Genomic DNA, 24255 nt, shown 5'->3' on the forward strand with positions numbered 1-24255 from the left:
GCTGGCTGGAACTGTCATCACTGAAGCGGTCCTTCAGTAAAATCTCTTTCTGTTTTCCTCCTGTTGATTTTGACATCTTTTTCCTCTTTTTTACCGAAAAAGTGTCAAGCTATTCTAGGAATAGACAGAAGGACGAAAGTATCCTATCTATGCATAGAAGAACAGTTTCCCTGCACAGAGAAATAAGCGGAAAGACCATCTTTATCACTTCCCCGAACGGATTGGCCACATTTCCGTGCGACGACATTGTGTAGTTGTCCAACGAACCGTCCAAGTCGTACGACGACATGACATCGGCGTATGGAGAAACAGCAAAAAGATATTTCTTTGCGATTATGTACAAGTACATGCGAATGCCTGTACGGAACATATTTGCTTTGTACAACGTCAGCATCAACATGTCACGTGACTTTACCGCTAAATACAGAAACATATTCGTCAATGCAAGTGACATCTGAATACCTGCGGGGTACAATACCATTATAAAGCCTCATGTAATCGATCTGTTGGGGGATTGGTTCGTTATGTCAGGCAACAAGTGGATTTTGCAACGTGTCAATATCGACTTGTGCAGTATCTTATTCGTTATGTCACTGTACGTAGCCGTTATGTCACTGTACATAGCCGTCATGTACATGCTCGGCGGGCCTATGTACATGCGCAAAATTGTGCCTTTGCTTCAAGTTATCCAAACACGGAATTTAAGGTTATATCTCCAAGGAATGCGGAAGAGTTCCTGCTTTAAGGATCCTGTTATATCCGTGATGACAAGAATTACGGCAACACAAACACCAATTCTCCTTTTTGCTTTTCTTTATAAAATACTATTGTACAAAGGTTTTTACTCCGGTCGATTGTCAATATTTCCAGTTTCGTTAACGGTATATCCTGCTTATTGTCTTCTCCAATAATACGAAGCGTCGCTCTCGGCTTTACACCAACAGCAAATTCGCCATTCCATGACAACACAAATTGCTTCTTTTCGGTGACATTGGTCAGCGCAATCTTATTTCCCATAATAGTTGTACTCCATTGGTTAGCGTGCTCCAAACCAATAAGACCGTCCCAATAAAAGCGGGGATCGTCCGCGCTGAGTACCGCGGGAATTACTTTGACATCCACCGCTGCTTTTCTCCCTGTCCCATCCATGATGAAAAGACGCTCCTCACCATAATTTTCCGTTGCGGTAAATGTAATCGTATTCCCGTTAACCTCCACTTCAACCAGCGAAGTCTCTGAAACGGTATAGTCTCCGTTACCACTTATAACTTCTACTGTTGACGTATAGCTTTCCAGTATCTCCATACTGTTTTTATCCAGCTCCAGCGCCTGTAGCGGCACTGCTTTCTCTTTTTCACAAGCTGCCAATATACTTCCGCACAACAACAAAAGCATGATAAAGCGCATATCTGTCCTATATTTCATAATCATTTTATTCTATCCTCCTTATTTCGTTATTTTCAACCGGATCACATCGCCACCTGCGGTAGCCGCACGAAGATCCACCTCCCCTTCATACGTCGTTAAGTCTACTCGTCCCGTATTAAAGGGAATCCGTGTACCGTTGACAAAAAAGCTGTTAAAACGTCCCGCACCATTCCCCACAATCCGGGCCACATTATGCTCAACGACAATGGTCGGTTCTTCAATCCACTCATAAGACACGATACTACCCAAGGGTGTATAGAAATATCCCATCCCGGCGGCATAAAATGTACTACTCGTCTTTAATTTCAAGAAATCAATATCCGGTAAACTACCATCAGACTGCCGCGGCCACAAAAGCTGAGCTTCATCCAAACTCATAAAATCATTTGCCGTTACTTCCATATTCACCGGTAGAAAAGAGTTATTGCTTATTTGAGAAAGTTCCTGATTTACATTTACGATATGTTGGCCGGCGGTACGCGGGCTATAGGATAAGTTATGGCGGATAACATGTCCATATCCATCTACATCGACAGCCTCTTCCCTAGACTTACGGGTCAGCATATTAAAATTAGAAGGGTTTCTATAACCCGTATTGTTTTCCCATAGGATTCCACCAAGATGGTGATTCGCATACAACCCTTGGTTACGATTTTGAAACGCAATATTATTCCGGACAACATGCATCGGGATTGCCGACGGTGCGTCCGCATTCTCTCCCATACCATAGCCTCCTGCTTTTATACCCGTTCCATCTCCCGCGGTTTCAAAAGTTCCCGGTTTATAACCATTATAAAATGCCCAACAGTTTTCAATCGTATAAGCGGCATAAGCACTGATTAAATCGAAGCCGTCGTCACTGTTCCACCATGCCCGGCAACCACGAAACACATTACCGGCACTCGTGGTATTCGTCGGGTGCCCACCAAATCCGTCAACGTTCCCTCCACGGCCACCATCGGAGATATAATCCCAGTTGTTGTAAGCATCACAGTTTAAAACGAGGTTATTGGACCCTCTCACCAAATAGAATCCGATCGCCATACCGTCATGCATGGCGAGGTTTTCATAGATATTATTGTTCCCCCCATCGTTACGGAAGCATTCCGACTGCGTATGTCCTACAATAGTCACTTGTGTGCCGATAACTTCAAAGTTTTTAAAATGGAGATTGGAACCACTGACGTAAAAGACAACTACCCGACGATCGGCCGGTTTCACGTCAGACATATCGAATATGGGGCGTTCACCTTCGTACCCGAAATAATGTATGCGTTGGTTTTCACTCGCCCCGCTTTTACTCATATCAAATACATGTGCCCATATCCCTCCACTGGTAGGCGTCATAATCTGTTCGGGCTTAATTTTGTACGTTCCTCCTCGGAAGTATACCGTATCCCCAGATTGCACCAGTGATTGTGCCTTATTCAGTGTCGCAAAAGGAGCTGATTTTGTTCCCTCTTGGTTATCATCGCCGTCCACAGCGATGTAATATGTGCGCGCCGACACCGAAAAACCGATGGTACACAACATCATTAAAAAAAGATAAATGTATTTCTTCATAGTTTTTTGATTAAAGAGTAACAAACAAAGACGATAGACTGCACCTTGTTCATCACTCATTACTTATAACTCATCACTTATAACTATCTACTCCCAATTAAACGGCAAATACCAGTTTTCACGACTCATCAGCTTGTTACGGACAGCATCTGCCTGTGGATGGCCTTCCTTACTCAATTTCTCATAAATCCTATTTGCAAGGAAAGACGGATCGTTACGCCTCATCGCTATTCGGACTAGATCCTCCCAGCGACTACCCTCAAATGCCATTTCCAAAGCGGCCTCTTCGATCAGGTAATCCTCTACCTGAGTTAGGCTATCCGTCGGATTAATCTCTCGGTTCGTTACATAAGCTCTCCCTCGGAGACCGGCATGTCGGTGCCAGGTGGCTCGAAAGTGTGGATTATTTCCATTCCGCGCATCAAAATCGTACGGAAAAGGCAAAAAGGTCTGCATGACATCCGTTTTATCCGTTAAGTTCGGATCATCGTAAGCATTACCTATGGTACCGTTTAAGAAAGCTGCCGCAAGCTTATAATGTCCATCCCGATTGGCGGCTTCGGCAAAGCGCAAATGAAGTTTCGCTGCCCGATACAAATGCCATTTACCCCCACGCTGAAATTTATCGATAGGCAACATGGTTTCGATATCTGAGAACTCGTCGGTATACTTCGTCACGACCCCTTCCTGTCCTATCATCGACACGGACAAATCCCGTCGCGCGTCGTAAGGTATGCCATTCCGTTGGGTTTGGTTACCCCATAGGTCCAACGATTCTTGACTTGGCTTCAGCAAGTGGTCGCCTCCATTTGCGGCAAACAAACCAATAAACGGATTTTGCGGACTAAAATTACTGCTGAAGGGCAACACCCAAACCCATTCCCAATTCCATAAAGCATCCTGAGAGCGGGAGAACATCGAGCGCCAACCCTGTGTTTTGCTGTTAATCAAGGTGCGTACATCTTGCTCCCGGTAACGTAGATACCCAACGGCAATATCATTGTTACTTTGAACTTCGGACCACCGCATTTTATATCTGTCATATCGATAACTATCGTTACCTAAATTATCATAGCTGGTCATCACCAGCTTATAATACTCCGCCGCTTTCCGGTAATCGTTATTCCACAAATGCAGATCGCCTAATAGTGCTTGTTTATTGATATAGAAGCGTTCCATCTCATAGCCATCTACGGCATACATCAGTGATTCCGTACTTGAATAAAGTAGCTTATAGGGGATGGATTCCATATCGGCAATAAGCTTCGTCAGCAATTGCTCAAATTCCAATAGTGGATATTTGTCTTTATTCAATACCGCATCGGTGTCTTCCAACGGATCCGTGATATAGGGTACACGTCCGAAGTGTATCCCCAATTGCAGGTATACCCAGCTCCGCACCGCCATGATATCCGAATAGCGTTGATTAAACTCTTCCGGTGTAAATTTATTCTCCGCACGCATCACCTGAAAATTCGTCAGCACGTCATTGCAGTTGAGGATCACCTCGTAAAACTTACGCGGATTGACATAGGGGTTATCAGCACTGATGGCTCCCACATCATTGGTATTGATTTCCTTTAAATACGGGTTGGCCCGGTTAGTCACGGTCAGCAAATCGGCACGCAGTTCATTCCATAGGATGTGCTGCTCCGCTAATGACAATAGCTTACCATACACGCCGATAACGGCAGCATCCGCATCGTATATATTTCGATACGTCTGTTCTTTGACCAACACCTCCTCGGGCTCTACGTCCAGAAATTTGCTACAAGAAGGCAAGGCAAAACAGGCCAATGCAGCAGATAAGCCATATATCGTCGTACGTTTTATTATATTTATTCGGTTCATGTTAACTTTCCTTTCATTGTTGTCTTAGAATCCTGCCTTAATACCTATTTGTATTGTCCTAAATTGCGGTGTCATACCGATATCGATGCCCTGGCTATAGATCGAGCTATTCGCACTAAATTCCGGGTCGTATCCTAAATACCTAGACACCGTAAACACGTTATTAACCGTCAGAAAAGCATCAAATGATTTCAGAATATCGTGATTGACTGGCACATGGTAACCAAAATTGATCGTGCGCAGGCGCAGGTACGAGCCATCTTCGATCCAACGATCGGAGAACTCGGCGTTATTCAATGGGTCACCCCAGTTTGCGCGCGGCATATTGGTAACCTGGCCTTCCTCTTTCCAGCGGTAATTCGCCGCTATGCTTTGGTTATGGTAGTCGGATACACTTTCCAGACGATGACGTGTTGCGTTATACACATCGTTGCCCAGCGAATAGGTAAACAGTGTATGCATCGAAAAACGTTTATAGCGCAGCGTCGTGTGCCACGAGCCGAACCAGTTCGGATTCGGGTTACCGATCACTACCCGATCCTTTTCGTCGATGATATTATCGCCATTTTGATCTACGAAATGTATGTCTCCCGCTTCAAAAGGCAACAAACTACCATCCGTTAAGCGTCTGCTCAAACCCGTATTCGCCGCGTCACGTGCCGTAGCGAATACACCATAGGTCTGTAGGCCGTAAAACTGGTTGGCCGCACCTCCCTCTTCGGTAATCATGCGGGCGCCATAATACGTCGTCTCAAAGGCACCGCCCGGCAGTGTTAATACTTTATTCCGATAGGTCGCCAGTTGTAGCCCCATATCCCACTTCATATCCGGTTTGTTGATTAGCCGTCCTGTGATGTTCAAATCCAATCCGTTATTCTGCATTGCTGCCCCATTCGTAAAGGCTAGATCCATACCTGTCTGCGCCGAAAGTGCTTGATAGGTAATTATGTCTTTGAAACGGTGGTTATAGAGATCCAACGATATATTTACCCTTTCTTTTGCTATCGACAGATCAAGTCCTAGATTGGTTTTGAAGGCACGTTCCCATTGCAGGGCCGGATTTCCGATATTGCCCCGGATAAGTCCTTGTATGCCCAGAAAATTTTGGGAAATATAATAGGTACGTGCAGCATAGTCGCCAATATCATCATTCCCGGAGATACCGTAAGAAGCCCGTAATTTCAAGAGGTTGACAGCATCCGAACGGAAAAAGTCTTCTGCCGAAACCACCCAAGCCGCATGGAGCGCTGTATTCAACGCAAAGGCATCCTTACCTAGTTTCAAGGCACCTTGACGAGCCTCGTTACCAAAACGCGAGGAACCGTCAAGAGCGGCATCCCAACGCAATAGATAGCGCTCCTTATACGCATAATTATGCGACATGTAGGCATTTACCCAATTTGCATTCCCAAAACCACCACGGATCTGACGCAACAGGTTACTTCCACCCGTTACGTTCACATAATTGTCATTCGCCGTATTAAACGCTAAACCATAATCATATTCCGCGTTGCGCTGCTGTAAACGGAAGCCAATCCGATTGCTTAACTTATGATCTGCCCCGAAGGTATTGTTCGCACTAAAGTACGTATCGTTAAACAACGCAAAAAGTTTACGGTTCTGAATCCCCGCTTCGTTCCGTATCTCTGCCGTCGGTTGATCTTCGGAAAACACACCCAGTTCCGGTAGGAAGAAATTCTCCCGACCCTTATCGTATACCAATCCCGCAATTGTACGCAAAGCATAACGCTCATTAAACTGATAGTTGAAATGCAAATTCCCGACAAAACGGTAGCTCTGGTTCTGCCCTATGGTGTTCTCACTAACCAACACCGCTGGATTACTCTGATTAAAGACATCCACATCTGCAAATACCGGCGACATATTGCCTTGCTCATCAAAACCATAGGGTGCCAAGAAAGGTGATTTGATCAGCGACTGGTATAACGGACTGGAATGCGAGTCCACGCCTTGGTTTCGAATATCCTGTCGGTTATAGAAAAAGGACAGGTTGCTTTGCACGGTAAACTTTTCGGATAAGGTCAAATCGCCGTTGAGGCGCATGTTATAACGGGTAAAGTTATCGTATTTCAAAACACCCCGATCGTTGGTATAACCTGCAGATAGTGCATATTGTGCGATATTATCGCCTCCCGCCACTTTAAGGTAATAATTTTGGTTGATACTGTGATCCATGACTTCCGATTGCCAATCGGTTTCATTCATATAGCGATAGCGCTCCGTATTTTCCGCATCTAGTCTGTAATAGGGCAACCGTCCAATAGAATCCGCTCCCAAGCCCTGCGTACTCAGCAATTCCGACAGGTAAGTTCGATGGCCTCTACTATCCAGCAACGGCAGATTTTTCGGCCTGTTGTTAAAACCTGTCGTCGCGAGGAAATCAATTCGCGTTGCCAGTTCTTTCGCGCGTGCCGTCGTAATAAAGATAACACCGTTGCTACCCTTAGTTCCATAAAGCGCCGATCCATCTTTTAACACGGAGATGTTATCAATATCTTTCACGTCGATATTTGCTAGGCCCGATTCGCTGTAATTAGCGAGTAGGTCGGCACTATAGTCCTCATCGTCGTACAGCACGCCGTCTACCACCAAAAGTGGTTTGGAAGTACCGTAAAACGAGTTGATCCCCCGAAGGCTCAGATTTGCTCCCGTATTGGTTGTTCCTGAATTACGTATCACATTTAACCCGGCAATTTTTCCTTGCAGAAATTGTGCGGTATTATCGTTAGATGTCATTTTCCACTGGTATTTCCCCAAATCGACGGTCTGTACCGCTGCAACCTGTGACAGGACGCTTTGCTTCTCGTTAAACAAGATCGCTTCCTGACGAATAGGATTATAGCCTTCCTCATACAACCAAATCTCCAAATTTGATTCTCCTGTTTTCGCAAACACGATTTTCTCCTGATAACCGGGCGCATTGATGGTTATTTTAGCCGTCGGCGACGGTAATTTGAGGGAAAATGTTCCGTCATCTTCGGTGATGGCTGCAGAAAATCCAACCACCTGTACATTAGCGCCTACAACGGGAGTACCACTGTCTGCTGCCCGTACGGTTCCCGAAATCGTCAACTCCTGAACAGACCTCGTTGATATCTCCAGTTTTACGAACGGTGCTACCGATCGTGCCTGCAACGACCCGACCGACATGCAAGTGGCTAATGCCGCACCTCCGATAAATATTTTATATAGCAATTGCATCATCTAATTGGTTTAGTTGGTTTTCAATTTGGGTACAAAGCGTAGATAATCCAGCACCAACGTGTTGTCCCCGTTTGTCGTTGTCGCCGCCCCCTGCAATACAGGTACAATCCGGTTATAATCTGCCAGATTGAACTCCCCCAGATAGACTTCATTGTAATCATTCTGCTCCACATTGGTATACGGAAATACATAAATGCTTTCTCTGACTTCTATATCGGGATCGTCTTCGCTCGGCCGCGTATCAAATTCAAAAATACCGAGTTGCTGCTGGAATACGTTTGCTTGCACATCGTTCAAAGCACGCCAATACACGTCATATGTCGTGCTATACATCCGGGCGGTTTGATATGCCACCTGTAGACTGGAAACCCCATGGTTTTGTATCATGATATCCTTAAAGAACTCGCCGTAAGGGTCTTTGCGTATCCGGTGGAAGGTACTTGCTGTTACCGAAGCAGAAAATCTCCAAGGCTCCTCCCCTTGTACATAAGTGTCTATCAGTTTATTAACAACCGGCAGTGTCGCTCTATCCAACATATGCACCCAGCCGTTGCTCAATCGCACCGATTGGCTGATAGCCGATTTATCTACGGGGAACGGCACATTCGAGGCACTCAGCAACATAGCGGGGAGATTGTCCTTGCTATACGCCTGTTTAAAAAGCATATCTTTTACAATTTCGTACTGGCCAATGGCATACGAGGAATCAGCATGGTTACGGTAGTTTACATAGGGTAAAAACTGCGCTACCTCTGCTGTAAAATCAGCGTCCTTCAAGACAAAATAGGTAAAACGTTGATTCTCATCCCGCATATCACCCACATTTCGCAAAAACTCGTTGTTTAAATAATAATCTGCTGGGTCTTCCACAACCGCTGTATCGTATAAGTTATATTCGTTCAAGCCTAAGATAAACGCATTTTGCAGTTCATCGCCGTGATCGCTCATATATTCCCATAAGCTCTGCCGAGGTATCAGTGCGTCCGTAATAACATGATACATGCCATCAACTCCCGCCTGGTTCGACTTGCTAAAGGCTGCACCATCAATTTCACTATTCACGAAATCCAAGGTTTTTCCGCTGAGCATGGTCAGGCGGACAGTATCCGCCGAAGCATTCAAGCGATGGGTAGATACCGCAATATGGTTTTTCACAAAGCGTTCCAATGCTTCCGCATCATTTTGTAGCGAAGAGGCTACAGTCTGCACGCTATTGTTATCTGGCACAAAAACCGTATAGGCATTGTTCCCATCTAACACTTTGTCTACGCCTGATGTACGTAGCAACTTCATAAATTCGCTGGCCTCGGATTCTTCGTCTAAACGTTCCAACAGCGGTTCGTTTGTCAGTCCCTCGTTATCCCGGGCGTGTTCATCCCAGGGGTCTGAACAACCGACTTGTAACAGTAGGATGTAGATCAGTCCTATCAAAGGTGTTAATATATGGTGTTTCTTCATTATCTTCATCATTAAGGTTTACGGATAAACGGCATTTCCTTGCGTATCAAACTGCGGATAGATCTGCTCTTGGTCTATCGGGATAAACTGAATAAAATCTAACCAAAACTGGGCGCTTACATTAGTATTTGTTTCAAAACGTAAAGTTTGTCTGTCGGTAACATCAATATCCACAATACCGACCATTTTACAATTGTAATTATTGACGCCCGAAAGGTTGCCGGCAACATGCTTTTTATACCCTAATGCTTCTAACTCTCGATCAGGCAATGTACGTATCCGATATTCTCCAAGATTGAGTGAACGTGATAATTTTACGCCATTAAGATATGTATCAACAGTATTCCCTCCATTTTGACGCCAACCAACCCATACCTTATATCGTCCACGAACGACCACGGGCGTTTTAAATTCAATCCACGGTATGGTCGCACTATTATTTCTCAGCGTAATCTCCAATCTATCTCCGTTAACCGCCCCTTGCATATTTGAAGCTGTCGCAAGTCTATACCAAATCGTTCGATTATCAGCGCCTCCCCATGTCACATCTCTCAAGTACCCTTTCGGAATCTGCAACTCACTTCTCCCATACACCCCTGCCAAACGAATCTCTGGCTGATCCGCGGGATCCCAATCTACGCGAAAAGGTGAACGCTGCTTGATATAGATATCATCTTTGATATAATGCAACACACCGTTAACGGTCGTATTATCGCTGGCTTCCCGATCTACTTCCGCTCCCTCTTCCAATTCCCCTAGCCATTCCTCTTCGTTCAATATGATTTTCTCCCGATCCACTTTAACCAACAATACTTCCCGTGGTACCTGCGTGGTATGTGAGCTGGAGAATGCCAAATCGGATACATACTTCAAATCGGGTAAAACATGATAAGCGATATGCATATACAAGCTATCTTCGGGATTTTTAGGATTTCCGGTATGATTGTACTTATCAACTAAATCCTGTATGGTGTTGAAACCTCGCTGCGCAAAGGTCGTATTGCTCACGGCGAGCACGGAATAGAATTGCTCTTCTACTCTCTGATTAAGCAAGGCATCCAAACCGGTCAAGTGCAAGGCCTCTGCAAATAGACTTAAATTCGGGTCGGCATCAATTTCCTGCATCACGGTATTCGTTACCTTCGTAAACACTTTATCTACGCCGTGTACAACGCCATTTCCGGTCCGAATATTCGGCATAATGATCTTGGATTCCTTGTTGAGGACGAAGTGGGACTCTCCGTCAATATTTTGCACAGCGGTGGTGATAAACATCCCAAAAACAGAGTTACGTTGAATCTTGCCATCCCGAAACTGTGCTGTAGAGACGGTATCCTGTATAATATGGAGGTTAACCAGATCTTTCACGTCGCTCTCGGAGAGATCACCCACATTACCTTTTCCCTCGCTTTGCAAAAAAGCTTGCATCGCGTTGTTGTTCGGTGCAAATACTGTATACGTTCCCCAAGCGTCTAGGTAGGAGGCTGCCCCAGCCTGTCTAAGTGCTTCCGAAAAAAGGCTATAATCCTCATTCGTAGCGAGGAAACTGTTTATATTCGGGCTGGTGTCTGTGGTCTCCGTAAAATTCTCCTTGGTACAGGAAAACGGCAACCATAGCACGGTAGCCAGCAGCAACAACCCAATCACTTGATATCTTTTCTTCGTTTTCATTGCTATGTTATTTTTAGTTTCCATAAAAAGGGTTCTGTTCCAATACGCCGCCACTGCGCTGCATTTCGATATAATAAATAGGCAGGTAATGACTATTGACATCCCGGTATTTACCTAGCATGGCCTGTTGCCGATCTGCCGGTGCATAGCTCACGATCATACCGGTAATCAAATCGATCCGCTGGTAATTATTCCGGCGGGCGTTACGTAGCACATCAAACCAGCGCTTTCCTTCGTACGCGAACTCCCGTGCACGTTCCTCTACAATAAATGTCGTGATACCCTGCTGATCATCTGCCCCCGGATCCAAATCTGTTCCCTGCATCGCATTTCCACGCTCCCGGATCGTATAAATCAAATCCAGTGCTTCCTGCCCGCGATTCAAACCATTTAAGGCTTCGGCTTTCATCAGGAGTATATCCGCATAGCGGTACACTATCCAATGCGTATAGGACTCATCCTGTGATTTAGTCTGCGTCCGGCTAAAAGCATGGTACTTATAAATCATATTGGTTGCAGTTGATAAAGCGCCCCGATCGCCACGGACATCAAAGTTTTCGGGATCAGCAGCATCAAATTGAAATAAACTTTCATATACATTTTGCCCCGCCATATAAAGGGCATTCAGCCGGAACAACGGAAAAAATGGATTCAGTTGCTGCCGGTCATATTGCAGTTCAAATATTCCTTCTATCGAGTTACCTTGTCCGAATAGTTCGTTTATCCAGGTCGACGGATCACCCGACACCAGTTCAAATATCTCGGCATCGATAATTAAATCACAGGCATCCGCCGCTTTCTGAAATTCGTCCTGCCACAGATAAGCGTCTGCCAGCAGTGCATTTACGGTATACCGGGTAATCTTTCCTTTATCCGCTGCAGTACTGCCAAACGTTTCGCGCACCATCGGTTCGGCCCGGACTAAATCCGCTACCACCGCGTCCAGCACGTCACTTTGTGATGATTTGGCAATCGAAGCCAAATCTTCGTCAGAAGCAGTGTAATGCAATTTAATCGGGACGTCACCCCAAATACGGGCCAAATTAAGATACATCCAAGCCCGGATTGCCAAAGCTTCGCCGACGTAGGCATCAAGGTCTGCTTGTGCAAACGTTGGGTCAAGTTCTTTAACGCCCGGCGCATTGTCGATCACATTATTACAATAGTTAATAATCCGATAAAACGTGCCCCAATTGCTAAACTGATTGGTAGACAACATATCCGCAAACCGGTATTCGGTATAGGGTTGAGGCGCAAACGTACTGATATCGACCATATCGGTACGAATCTCCCCATGCATAAACAGCTCCTGCGTGAGGCTGCTATTAATTAGCGATATATAAAGTCCATTGACCGCGGCTCTGGCCTGTTCCTTCGTCTGCCAATAATCTTCTGCGATCACCCCTTCCTGCGGTTTCAGATCCAGCCATTTGTCACAGGAGCCCAAGCTTAGGAGCGCGAGTGCCAATGCCGGAATTACTAGTTTTTTTGATAATATATTCATCATAACATCTTCTTCTAGGTTAAAAACTTGTCGATAAACCGAATGTAAAGCGCATGGTCGGCGGGGTACGCGATTTATCCCGCGCCACGCCGAAAATACCTTTCTCCATGTTGACCTCCGGATCCTGCCCTAAATAGCGCGTCCAGGTGTAGAAATTCTCTCCGGTCACATACATACGTAAATTGCTCATCCCTAGTCGATCAATCACACTGCCACGGTTAAAGGTATAGCTGACCGTTGCCGAACGGAACCGGAGGAATGAAGCATCCTGTACATAGCGGTCAGAACCCAGCCAGTTATACCCCATACCCATTAATGCACGCGGCATATCCGTGACATCGCCTTCCTTCCGCCAGCGGCTTAATACGGCCGTCGATTGGTTATCGTAGTTCGTCATCTTTGTCGTTTGCATCAATGCATCGTTGATGGCTTCATAGCCTAACCGGAAGTTGAAGAACAGGTTAATCCGCAAACTATTCTTAATGGTAATCGATGGGCCAAATCCCCCCGTAAACTTCGGATTAGAATTCCCAAGGTATACAATATCCCGTTCATCAATACTTCCGTCGTGATTAATATCGGCGTATTTCGCATCGCCTGGCTGGAACACATAATCGGTATAAGGGTAGTTAAACCGCATATACACCGGTTCGCCATCCGGACCATAAATCGCTTGGCCGTTCACATCTTTTGCGATGGTTTCGTCCAGCGTGGAATACACACCTTCATATCGGTAGCCGTAAAAAGAACCAATAGGATTATTAATCCGTAGATACCTTTTATAATCGCCGTTATTCGTACCCGTACCTGCTTCGTTCACAAAAAACTCCGGCACTTCCCGCACCACGTTGAGATTCCGTGCAATATTGAAAGCAAAATCCACCATCAAATCTTTGGTACGATACGGTGTAGCATTCAAGTTCAATTCCCAACCTTGATTGTCCATCACACCGTAGTTCAGCCAAATACTTTCAAATCCCGAGGTGTTGGGTACGCCAAGGTTGTCGAACAACATATCGGTCGTACGGTTTCGATAGAATTCCATATCCAAACGGAAACGGCGTTTCCACATCTCCAGATTCAGTCCGACATTGGCCCCTTTCACCCGTTCGAATTTCAGATTTTTATACGCCATATTCGCCGGAATGGTACCCGCTTCATCCAGATAAGTCTGGTCATAGCTAACAATATTGCTGTAAAAAAGATAATCCCGGTTCGGCGCCTTCCCCGAATGCCCGTAACTTGCACGGAAACTCAACTCATCAATAAAGGGTAGGTTCTCCATAAAGCGTTCACCGGAAACACGCCAACGCGTGGAAATGGATGGGAAATATCCGTAGCGGTAATTAGCACCGAATCTGGAGTTCCCATCACCACGCACCCCCACATTTACAATATAGCGGTCCAGGAATTTATATTGGGTACTGAAAACAGCCCCTATGGAGCGCGATTGTCCTTCACCGCCTTTTAAGACTAACTCATTATTTTGCGTCCGACCCGGATTCGATGGGTCTGTTAACAATGTGGACGCTGTATTGGAAATCATCGATTCATAACTCAGCCCTCGAAAATCATCCGTTTGCCAAGAAAATAACATCTGGAGATCATGTTTCATTTTATCGCCCAAATTTGGTGTGTAAATGAGGTTTGATTTGGTCTGTATCCGAAAATCGTCACGATCAGATTCCCCCGCACGGTTCACAACCGTTTCCGTATAAGGCCTCCCGGTTGCTAGTTGCGGCAAAAAATTGTTCACCCGTGTGTTATTCATATCGAACATCACGCTAAAATCAGAATATAGGATTCCCTTAATCAGTTCATAGCGTAGGTTAAACGTCGGGGTAATCCGTTCACCCATATGTTTATTATAGGCATATTCCGCCATCGCCGCTGGGTTATAAGTACTTGGATATGCACCTTGAATATTTCGATCGGGCGAAAAATAAACCGGCATGATATTGCCATACGGATCGTATTCCCACAGGCTCATGTTTGGCATTTTAATATAGGCTGCACCTCGGATATTGTCCTGATCATCTTTGGAATTGACGTAGTTCCGGTCCGTTACCGTATGCGTATAGGCAATATCCGTACGAAATTTAATACGTTCGGATATATCATAATCGAGATTTAGTCGTGCAGAAATACGGTTTAAGCCGGAGCCAACAGTTACCCCACGCTGACCTAAGTAAGCGACCGAAGAATAATAGCGCGCTTTCTCGCCACCTCCTTGTATCGAAAAAGTATGGTCGTTAGACAAGCCAGTCTGGTTGATCGCTTTGATCCAATCCGTATTTTGACTATAGTTATTGTAGTAATAAACATCCCCTGGATCATATTGAAATTCCTTGCTCGCCAACGTGTTCAACGGTAGCCCGGTCCGGTTCATATACATTTCAGGGATCAGCGAAGAGTATTGATCGCCACTAAGTAACGGGATTGCACTCGGCACCGTGGCAAGCGCCCCACGAAAGGAATACCCCACGCGTGGCTTCGACATGGTACCGCGCTTGGTCGTAATCAACAAGACACCGTTGGAGCCTCGTGATCCCCACATCGCTGTCGCAGCGGCATCCTTTAACACCGAGATGGTTTCGATATCTGCCGGGGCGACATTCAACAATTGGGCATAGGCATCTTCATCCGCCGCCCCAAAGTTAAAATCGCCGGGAACCTCGGTCTCGTAAGGCATGCCATCAACCACAATCAAGGGTTCCGCACTGCCACTTAGAGACGACGTACCCCGGATACGGATAGACATTCCTGAACCGGGATCACCCGAATTGGCCGCAATATCTACTCCTGGTAGGCGCCCTTGTAAAGCTTCATCGATGGAACTGGACTGCATTTCTTGCAATACACTCGCGTTAATCGTCGCTGTCGCTGTGGTTAAATCGCGCGCCGATATATTTAATAAACCTGTGTTGGGTTGTGCTCCACCGACACCGGTGATAACCACTTCTTCGATTTGACTATCACTCGTGCCCAACGCTATATTTATCTGATTTCTACTATTGATGCGGACCACCTGTGCATTATAACTGATAAACGAAAAATTCAATCGGTTCAATGCCGTGGTGACAGCTAAAGCGTAATTACCTTCTATATCTGTTGTGGTTGCGGCTACCGTACGGTTGTCGGCACTTAGCTCCGATACCGTGACACCCGCTAAAGGCTGTTTGGATGTTGCATCCACTACTTTTCCGCGCACAATGTGTTGCGCGACAGCCGTATGCCCTACACAGCACATCCAAAACAATAAAAGTGTAAAACTATAGGTTAATTGTCTCATAATCTGGATTTAATTGTTGTAGTTTAAATATCCATTCAGTTCATGCAATACGATGCGGTCACTCAGGGGTAGATCGGAAGTATAAACTGTTGGTACTGTTCGCCCTTTCTTATCCACAAAGCGCAGGTTACCGACGGCATTGGAAACATTGACCGTCAACGACTCATCGTCGACGTCTTTCGCTAAAGTAACAGCAGATAGAATATCCGAATTACCATCAGCTGCAATATTAACATTGGTCAGGATATGATACTTAATAAAACTTTCTATCTGGAATTTACCAACGATATCTCCCGTTGCCGGATCGGCCGGCAAGACGCCGTCATCAATGGCCTGCTGTATCGCCTCATTGTTCGGCATCAACAAGGTGTAGGAACTTCCACCCGCCACCCCGGTAATCACCCGGTCGTTCGCTACGTAGAGTGGTGATTTGGAGACATACTCCCAGAATCGGCTAACATTGGGATTTTCCGTCGCCACACGAGCCATCGCCTCACCCGCCGTTTCGTTTGAAAATTCCAATAGGTTGTTCACATAATAGACCCGGCCATTGTTGCCGAATTTCGCTGTTCCCACGATCTGTACCGGTTCCTGTAAACGTTCGTTGCCAGCCGCATAAATATTCCCATTTCTCCATTTGATAAATTCGCCTGGCAACGCCCGATCTCCTGTCTGGATAAAGCCCTGTGTATTGTTAATATTTGCCAGCTCATCATTTGGCGTTTCCACCATATGGCTATAGATCAGACGAGCCAATCGTGTCTGTGTTTGACCATGTCCCATTGTATTCCCATTGCGATCTATCCAAGACCATTCGCTCAGCCGTTCATTATAGTTATAGCCCAAGCTATTGAGCAAGCTGTTGGAAAACAAAAACAAGGTAAAATTCGTTCCGGGATTAATCACTAAGCGTTTATGTTCCCGCTCCAGTAACATCAGCATCAACGAGTAATCCGGATCCAGAATCACATGTTTATATACCGTATTGAACAAATCGGATTCCTGTATCTTGTTGGTACCATAAAAGAAACCATTACTCAATAGTTGTTTATCCGTAATATCGGTTTTAGTAAAGCGGGCCGGTTCTTCATGTTCATTCATTTTCCCGTCAAACTGACTGGGCCACACCATACTCTTCCACAACATGGTGTTTACAAAATCCGCCATGACGCCTTTGGGCACCCGATTCAGCGTTTTGTAATGTTCCAGAAATACGTTTCGTATCCAAGGCTCTATCACATTATTAGCCGGGACAAACATGCTGTATCCATCTTGTTGTCCATCATTATCCGCCTCTTTTAGAAAATTCTCATTATTGGGGGAAAAGGCTAACAGTGGATCATACACCTTGATGTACACTTCTTCGACCTGCCCTGTCCGGTATTCGTAGGTCTTACTTGCTGCAGGACTATATTCGTACGTCACGAAAAACTGATTGAGGATAGAATCCCGGAAGAAACTGTATTCATCGTTTTCTTTCAGATATTGATCCAAACTCGGACGGGGTAACGTCACTACATCCACCTCATGGATCACCCCATTCTCGGCGATGATATCGGTTTTCGCCACCGTTCCACCCATAAAGAAGAAGTTGGACGCCGCTAAAGAAGGGTAAAAGAATTGATAGTCATCCGCAGGAAGACTGTTAAACTGCCTATACTTCTCGTGAAAATACGTGACATATTTATTGTTGTTGTCACCATCCACATAATACGGTGTTCCGAAGTTCACCGTCACGTTATTCCGGTTTGAAGCACCTACAACAATCTCTTTTTCTACACCATCAATCTTCACTTTTTCTTTCCGAAAGCCATCGTAATAGGCCGTACGTCTCCGAAAGCCCAATCCCTCTTCCCAGCCCAAATTAGACTGGTAATCCGAAATGTGGTTAGTCTGAAAAGCATTGTACACCAAGGCATAGCGCACGATTTGCTCCGCAATAGCATCCGGCACCTCTTCTACCGTTGCATAATTTTGCGCTTGTAAAAATTTGTTGACCGCATCATCATTCGGGGCAAACAATGTCCAATATCCGGCTTGGTTGAGGGTTTCCATATAGCCGGCCTTTTCAATCAGGCGGCGGAAGTGGGAAAATCTCCCTTCCTCTTCCAAACGGGTATATATAGGTGACTCCAGATCATCCGGGCGGCTGTAATAGTCATCGAAAGCTTCTTTCCGACAGCTCAAGCAAAATGCTGTTAACAGCCCCAATAAAAAGGTTAATTTGTAAAAACGCATACCATAGTTTTATAGGTTTATAAAAATTTAAGTTACGATCGCAGATCAGTTTATTCGTTTATCAAGCATTGCTACAGCATAGGTCTACGCATACTATCGTTAGTGTATATAGTATCCAGACAGTATGTTTTACCCTCCTGTCCGAGTCAGTGCCTTAGCGCTGCTAACTATTTATTATTTGTTCGGTTTTTTAGTATAGTTTATTTCTTATTTTACTTCTTCTCAATTACTGTTTATCGTTAGTTCTAATGGTTATTTAATTATTTATATCAAATATATTACGAAGTCTCTGGAGCGGCAACCTGTGGCATCCTGCTATTTACGCTCCTTTCTCCATCGGATCACCCGCGAATGCAAGACACTGCATCGCAGCTAAGCCCCATTGGGCAACGGCATTGGTAGACAAAGGCGCTTCATCCCGCTCACTGAGCACTTCTGGCGGTGCCAAACGGATTGTTGACGGTATGCCTAATTTCATTCCCGAAGCACCAGCATAGAATTCCTTCCAAGCACGTTCCTTAAGTGTTAGATCTTTTAAAAACCATCCTGCATAAGCCGTGAGTCGGCTGTGCCCCTGTCCTAAATTCGGTTTGCTAAAGGTTTGGCCAAGGTACCGTTTCTGCCAGGCAGGGTCAGCATTATACGCTTCGCAATACTGTAACCATGCCTTCGTAAACACCGGAACATGCAACGACCCGATGAGCTCGGCACAGATTTCCGGCAGGCCAAATGCCGCGCTGAGGTGCGATACATGGATGTTACTATTCCCAACCCGTTCAAAAGTCCCACTATGCACATCCATATTGGCTGAACTCGTCAAAAAACCCTGGGGCTGATTGCCAATACTTTCCATACTATTCAGTAAACGTTGTTTTATCTCTTCATCACCCGTTCGCTCCCATTCCGTAAACCAAGCTGATGCTAAGGCTCCCCAGTCGGTGCCGAATGACATACTGACCTTATCCTCGCCCTTAGCTGCGATCTGGCCCACCTTCCGACCAGGCACAATTCGTTGGAGGGCATGGACTGCCTCAATCTGCTCCCGCATAAGATCACCTATCCGCTCGTCCGCCGTGAGATAATAGAGAAAACGTCGATTCATAACAGTACTAATGCGCAACTGCTTCGCGCTGCAGCCCCAGTGCATCACATTGTGTCGTGACCCTAGGGGCGCGAAGCGACCGATATGGTGCACATCGACTTCACCGGTATGTCGCGTCATCGCCTCTGCCATGCGGAACACGTCGTGCCGACCCGAACGCAGAAAATAATACCATAACCAAAGGTCGGTAGACAACTCGGAATTATCCCATGCATATCCACCCACATCATACCGCCAGACATGACGGTCGTGGTCGTAATTATGCATAACATCCCCGTAATTCCAAAAGCCGTACCATCGATGTTGTTCAATCTGCTTTTTGTAGTAGTCAATATAAAAGGCAAGCTGCTCTTCAATAGCCTTTTCAGCTACACTTTTTGGTGGACCAGCCGTAAAGGCTCCTCCAAACACACCGCTTTTCTCATAATAGGTAGGGTTACATACCAGCAACGGAGGATGCTGCATATCCTTGACCCTGTTCGCGAGTTCTGCATGCGTTGGTGTACGATCTACCGCTAAAATTTCAAGCTCACTGGTACGGGCGACACCATAGGGTGTACCAAATTCCGGTTCATAGTCCTCGTACGTGATATCTAAACCGGCCAGTTGCTCTTCATAAGTGTCTTGCCCCATACCGTCGTGATAGAAACGGAGATCCATGGCGGGTGCATGGGGCGCCCACAACCAGAGGGTAAGGCCTGCCGCGTCGGTATGTGCATGCCGAATATCAATCTGAGCAGGGTAGCTTTGCCAAAAATTTCGGATACCAAATACCAATCCACCGCTGGCACCGCCGATATATCCCGCCCCTGCAGCACGTGAACCGTGGGCTGAACTGAGCCAGCCATGACCGGCAGTTGTTCGCTTACGGATTTCAAAACCATCTGGCGTGAGTTGGGTAAGCGAATAGTCTCCAAAAGAAGGTATATAGGGTAACCCTTTTGCCACGCTCGGGTTGAATGTTGAAATTGGCGGCGTTGCGTTCCCGGCAATCTGGGCATCTCGAATTTCCTTACCAGGATCACGCCTCAACCCTGTCAATCCTTTTACCGCTTCTCCGAATACCCCTCCATTGTCTCCACAAAATCGGATGTGCCGATCGTATAGCGGGTCTGTCATCGGTACAGTAAACCGTACCCCCAGCCCACGGATAAAATCGGTATACTCGTCCGCATCATACACCAACGTATGTACCATGCGGATCGATGATGTATCGAGATAGCAATAACAGCGCACTGTAAATGGCAACAGCTCGCGACCGGTATCCGAGCGATGTATACCCGTGGTTTTGATAACCACCCGGATAGGCCCCGCATGTTCTACGACCGCATCCCGGATTTCGCTCGTGAGCACCTCGCTTAGCAACGGTTCTCCTGCCACTTGTTCCGGCAGGTTTTGCCAGTAGAGCACCAATTGGCCATCGGTGGCTGTCATCCGCGTTCCTAATTGGATAGATTTGATAAGGTTGCCTCCTTTTTTAGGGAAGACGCATTGTATGGAGCCTGTATTCACACGAATGGCATCATCATCTTCGGCGACGACAATTGATTTGTCTACCCGCACAAGCCTCGCTCCTTCTTTGTGCAGAACAAGATCTGCTCCAGAATCTTCCCTTCCTAATACAGCAGCATGCGCCGACCATTTAACCGACCCGTCAGGCCATCGGGCTGTCACCCAATGTTGCGCACATAGATTGGCTTCTCCAGCAGCGGCCAATACTAACGCTTCCGCGTCTTTCAACGCTCCTTTGCTCCAAGGAACACCCCAGGTGACACCGCGTTTCGTATCCGGGGCATGATTCCCCAACCAATGCAGGTTTGTTCCATGTTGGTGTTTCGGAATTGGAAAAGGCATCGCGAAGGGCACTTTACCATAGAATGGTAAACTGGATAACAATACCGATGACTGTTTTAGAAACTGCCTCCTGGACTGCTGACTAGGCTTTTTTTCTTGTCTACGCATAACGAACTGTTTTTGGCGTTTATTTATTTATTTTTGTTTCATGAGATGTATATACGCTATTCTTTTTCCGATTTGGATACTCACGACGTTCGTCTCCTGTCAATCCAGTTCGACCAGTTCAAGCGAATCCGAACTCCTTTTTGAGGAATCATTTGAACAAGGCTTGGATAGCGCACTATGGATAGCCGAAATAGCACCCGAGCCTGGTTCACAAATCTATGTAGCAGACGGTAAACTTTGGCTCGACACCTATGGCGGCGTAACCGTATGGCTAAACCATCTGCTTGAAGGTAATTTTGCCATTGAATATGAGCGTACGGTAGTCGTAGACACCAGCTCAAATGACCGGCTTTCCGATTTGAATCAATTTTGGATGGCCAGCGATCCGTCAAATGAAAACCTGTTTTCCCGATCTGGTGTATTTGAAAGCTATGACTCCTTATCATTATATTATGTAGGTATGGGTGGTAACAACAATACGACAACCCGTTTCCGAAAATATGAAGGTGACGGCACCAAACCGCTACTTTATGAACACGACCGTCGGCTGGAAGCCAACCATACCTATCGTATCCGCACAGAAGTGATTAACGGCGTTACTACCTTCTCCGTGGACGGTCAAGAACTATTCAGCCATCGTGATCCAGATCCGTTGACACATGGTTATTTCGGATTACGGTCTACATACTCCCGCCAAGCGATTGACAACGTACGCATTTATCGCCTGAATAACTAAACGATGTATTTCATGAAGCAATGTCCTATACGAGCTTATAATTTTCATCATATTCAAGGCTGTTTTACGAAGTTATTCTTTTATAAAATCGACAGCAACCTGCTGCATCCTGCCACATCGGCAAACAGGCTTAATATTTAATTCACGATTCCAAGCCTCGTCTCAGTTGTCATACAAAAAAACAGGCTGTTCGCGGAGGAACAGCCTGTTGAAAAATAAATAATAAAAACTTTTAAAATAGGATCAATAACCCGGGTTTTGCATAGCCGTTTTCTCGGCTGCGTTCAATGGGCGACCGTCGACGTGGATATTATCCAAGAAGCTTTGCGGAATAGGCCGCACATAATGTCTATTTTCTTGCGGTCTAGCTTCATTATGGAATACCTCGTTTCGCTTAATCAGCGTTTTGGTTCTTGCTAAATCCTCCCAGCGCATCAGTTCGCCCATGAGTTCACGTGATCGCTCGTTTAAGATAAAAGCTAAGAATTTCTGTTGGCTAGAATTGACTCCCAGAACGTCATAAAATTGATCTGTTGCATCCAAAATATCAGCTACCGAGCTCAATACCATAGCGCTTTCGGTCGCATCCGTCGTTTCCGCTATATTATTCGATTCGTAGTAGGTATTTTTTTCGGAATACGAAACAAATGCACCTGCCGGAACAATCGAATTATTTTTATATGCGACACCACCATCTACATAAGCCGACCTATCCTCTCCATCTTTATAGGCTGCACGTTTACGAATTTCATTGATGTAAGGTAGGGCTTGATCGTAGTTCTCTTGACGACCATAAGCTTCAGCAACAATAAGGTAAGTTTCTGCCAAACGGGCCAAAATTCCATCCCGATAGCCAAATTGTGATGCGACAGAATTACGGGATCCATCTGCAAATTTAGACATGGTTACATATCTGCTGGCAGCATAATTTCCGTGATTTCCTTTGTAATCCTGATTGTCACCGGCGAAATAACGAACGAACATGTGTGGCGCACGGTTTCTAATATTTTCTTCGGTGTACCTGCTGTCGCCCGCATCGTTCACAATATATTTTATAGAAACTTCTCCTCCATTGAATTTTGGTTTACCAACCAAATCCGAACTCGGCGCATAATCTTCCTCCCATAATGGTGCCGTTGCCGGCCGGTTACTTAAATATTCTGTTTTGAAACTTTTCCAAAAACGGGAGTCGTTTACACGATCAAACACATCCAAGGCGTAATCGGAGGTCCGCAAGCGCTGAAATTCCCTTCCCCCCGGAATATCCCTTTGCATGCCGGGTAGGTTTTGATACACCGATGGATAGTGCAAATGAATTTGATTACCATAGCGACCGATAGTAGCATCGTTATTGGAGAATTGTGCCGCCAAAATAATCTCTGGCAATGTTTCGTTAACATCATCTGGCTTTGTGTAACGCCACAGGTCGGAGAAATTTGTCGCCAAACTATGGGAACTTTGTTCGATCACTTCCCGTCCATATTTGATGGCCTGTTCTAAGTCCGCATCACGCGTATCGGCATTCCAATCCGCATATAGCTCACTCGCCCGGAACAGGTATGCCTTTGCTAAAAAGTGAGCAGCAGCCCATTTCGTAATACGACCTGTTTGCGCCGACGAAGGAGGTAACAACTCATAAGCACTTGTAAAATCTGCAATAACCTGATCGTATACCTCCTTGGCAGATGCCCGGGTAAACTCGAGCTCGACCGAATATGAAGGTTCTAATTTAAGTGGAACTCCTCCATATTGCTTTACCAATTTAAAATAGTTAAAGGCGCGGATAAAATGTCCCTCACCTAAGCGTGTATTTTTCGTTTCCTCATTCTCATAGAATTCCGGTACATTCGCGATGACGGTATTCGCTGAGTTTATTGCACCGTACATATTATCCCAAATCACCCCCACTTCACCCGTAAAACTGTTAAAGTTGGCACTATACGTTCCCCACATTTCTTTAATGCGATCGCCTCCAACCCAAAACTCATCCGTCCCATAATTAGTGGACGCATATGCCCATTCATAATTGAAATGAAATTTCAAGCTTTGGTACATGCCGGTTACCAAGCCGTCAAGTCCTTCCGTCGTTTCATAATCTGCCGTATTTCTTGCAGTGATCATTTCTTCATTCAGAAAATCTTTCTTACAACCCTGCATACTTAAAAACGGAACCGTCGCGAGCAATAGATATGTATATTTATTTTTGATTATCTTCATCATCGTAA

General features: G+C 45.7%; 13 protein-coding genes. 1 reads left to right on the forward strand and 12 read right to left on the reverse strand.

Going from position 1 to position 24255, the window contains the following annotated elements:
- Nucleotides 1-109 precede the first annotated feature (109 nt).
- The 11 genes from H8B06_RS17655 to H8B06_RS17705 all read right to left on the reverse strand — a co-directional run bounded on the left by H8B06_RS17655 (nucleotide 110) and on the right by H8B06_RS17705 (nucleotide 21294).
- Nucleotides 110-481, reverse strand: coding sequence for a hypothetical protein (locus H8B06_RS17655; protein ID WP_190995530.1), 372 nt, complete (start codon nucleotides 479-481; stop codon nucleotides 110-112).
- Between the two features lie 293 nt (nucleotides 482-774).
- On the reverse strand, nucleotides 775-1425 hold the full coding sequence (locus H8B06_RS17660; protein ID WP_190995531.1) for a hypothetical protein: 651 nt from the start codon (nucleotides 1423-1425) through the stop codon (nucleotides 775-777).
- A 21-nt stretch (nucleotides 1426-1446) separates the two neighbouring features.
- Nucleotides 1447-2991, reverse strand: a complete 1545-nt coding sequence (locus H8B06_RS17665; protein ID WP_190995532.1) for a right-handed parallel beta-helix repeat-containing protein — start codon at nucleotides 2989-2991, stop codon at nucleotides 1447-1449.
- Between the two features lie 87 nt (nucleotides 2992-3078).
- Nucleotides 3079-4842, reverse strand: a complete 1764-nt coding sequence (locus H8B06_RS17670) for a RagB/SusD family nutrient uptake outer membrane protein (protein ID WP_190995533.1) — start codon at nucleotides 4840-4842, stop codon at nucleotides 3079-3081.
- Between the two features lie 24 nt (nucleotides 4843-4866).
- Nucleotides 4867-8067 carry a SusC/RagA family TonB-linked outer membrane protein gene (locus H8B06_RS17675; protein ID WP_190995534.1) on the reverse strand — a complete coding sequence of 1067 codons (3201 nt, stop codon included), beginning with the start codon at nucleotides 8065-8067 and terminating at the stop codon, nucleotides 4867-4869.
- 9 nt (nucleotides 8068-8076) lie between these two features.
- Complete coding sequence (locus H8B06_RS17680) at nucleotides 8077-9537, reverse strand: fasciclin domain-containing protein (protein ID WP_190995535.1); 1461 nt, start codon at nucleotides 9535-9537, stop codon at nucleotides 8077-8079.
- Between the two features lie 6 nt (nucleotides 9538-9543).
- Complete coding sequence (locus tag H8B06_RS17685; protein WP_190995536.1) at nucleotides 9544-11196, reverse strand: fasciclin domain-containing protein; 1653 nt, start codon at nucleotides 11194-11196, stop codon at nucleotides 9544-9546.
- Nucleotides 11197-11209: 13 nt separating this feature from the next.
- Nucleotides 11210-12703: a RagB/SusD family nutrient uptake outer membrane protein gene (locus H8B06_RS17690; protein ID WP_190995537.1), complete on the reverse strand. Its 1494-nt coding sequence runs from the start codon at nucleotides 12701-12703 to the stop codon at nucleotides 11210-11212.
- A 16-nt stretch (nucleotides 12704-12719) separates the two neighbouring features.
- Entirely contained in the window at nucleotides 12720-15992 is a 3273-nt protein-coding gene (locus tag H8B06_RS17695) for a SusC/RagA family TonB-linked outer membrane protein (protein ID WP_190995538.1), read from the reverse strand.
- 9 nt (nucleotides 15993-16001) lie between these two features.
- Complete coding sequence (locus H8B06_RS17700; protein ID WP_190995539.1) at nucleotides 16002-18230, reverse strand: fasciclin domain-containing protein; 2229 nt, start codon at nucleotides 18228-18230, stop codon at nucleotides 16002-16004.
- Between the two features lie 319 nt (nucleotides 18231-18549).
- Complete coding sequence (locus tag H8B06_RS17705) at nucleotides 18550-21294, reverse strand: exo-rhamnogalacturonan lyase family protein (protein ID WP_190995540.1); 2745 nt, start codon at nucleotides 21292-21294, stop codon at nucleotides 18550-18552.
- Nucleotides 21295-21334: 40 nt separating this feature from the next.
- Here H8B06_RS17705 and H8B06_RS17710 point away from each other — a divergent pair, with 40 nt between their 5' ends.
- Nucleotides 21335-22030, forward strand: coding sequence for a DUF6250 domain-containing protein (locus H8B06_RS17710; RefSeq protein WP_190995541.1), 696 nt, complete (start codon nucleotides 21335-21337; stop codon nucleotides 22028-22030).
- A gap of 243 nt (nucleotides 22031-22273) precedes the next feature.
- Here the strand turns inward: H8B06_RS17710 and H8B06_RS17715 are convergent, their stop codons facing one another.
- Complete coding sequence (locus tag H8B06_RS17715) at nucleotides 22274-24250, reverse strand: RagB/SusD family nutrient uptake outer membrane protein (RefSeq protein WP_223857750.1); 1977 nt, start codon at nucleotides 24248-24250, stop codon at nucleotides 22274-22276.
- Nucleotides 24251-24255 lie beyond the last annotated feature (5 nt).

Source organism: Sphingobacterium micropteri, from assembly GCF_014692515.1.
Taxonomy (GTDB): domain Bacteria; phylum Bacteroidota; class Bacteroidia; order Sphingobacteriales; family Sphingobacteriaceae; genus Sphingobacterium; species Sphingobacterium micropteri.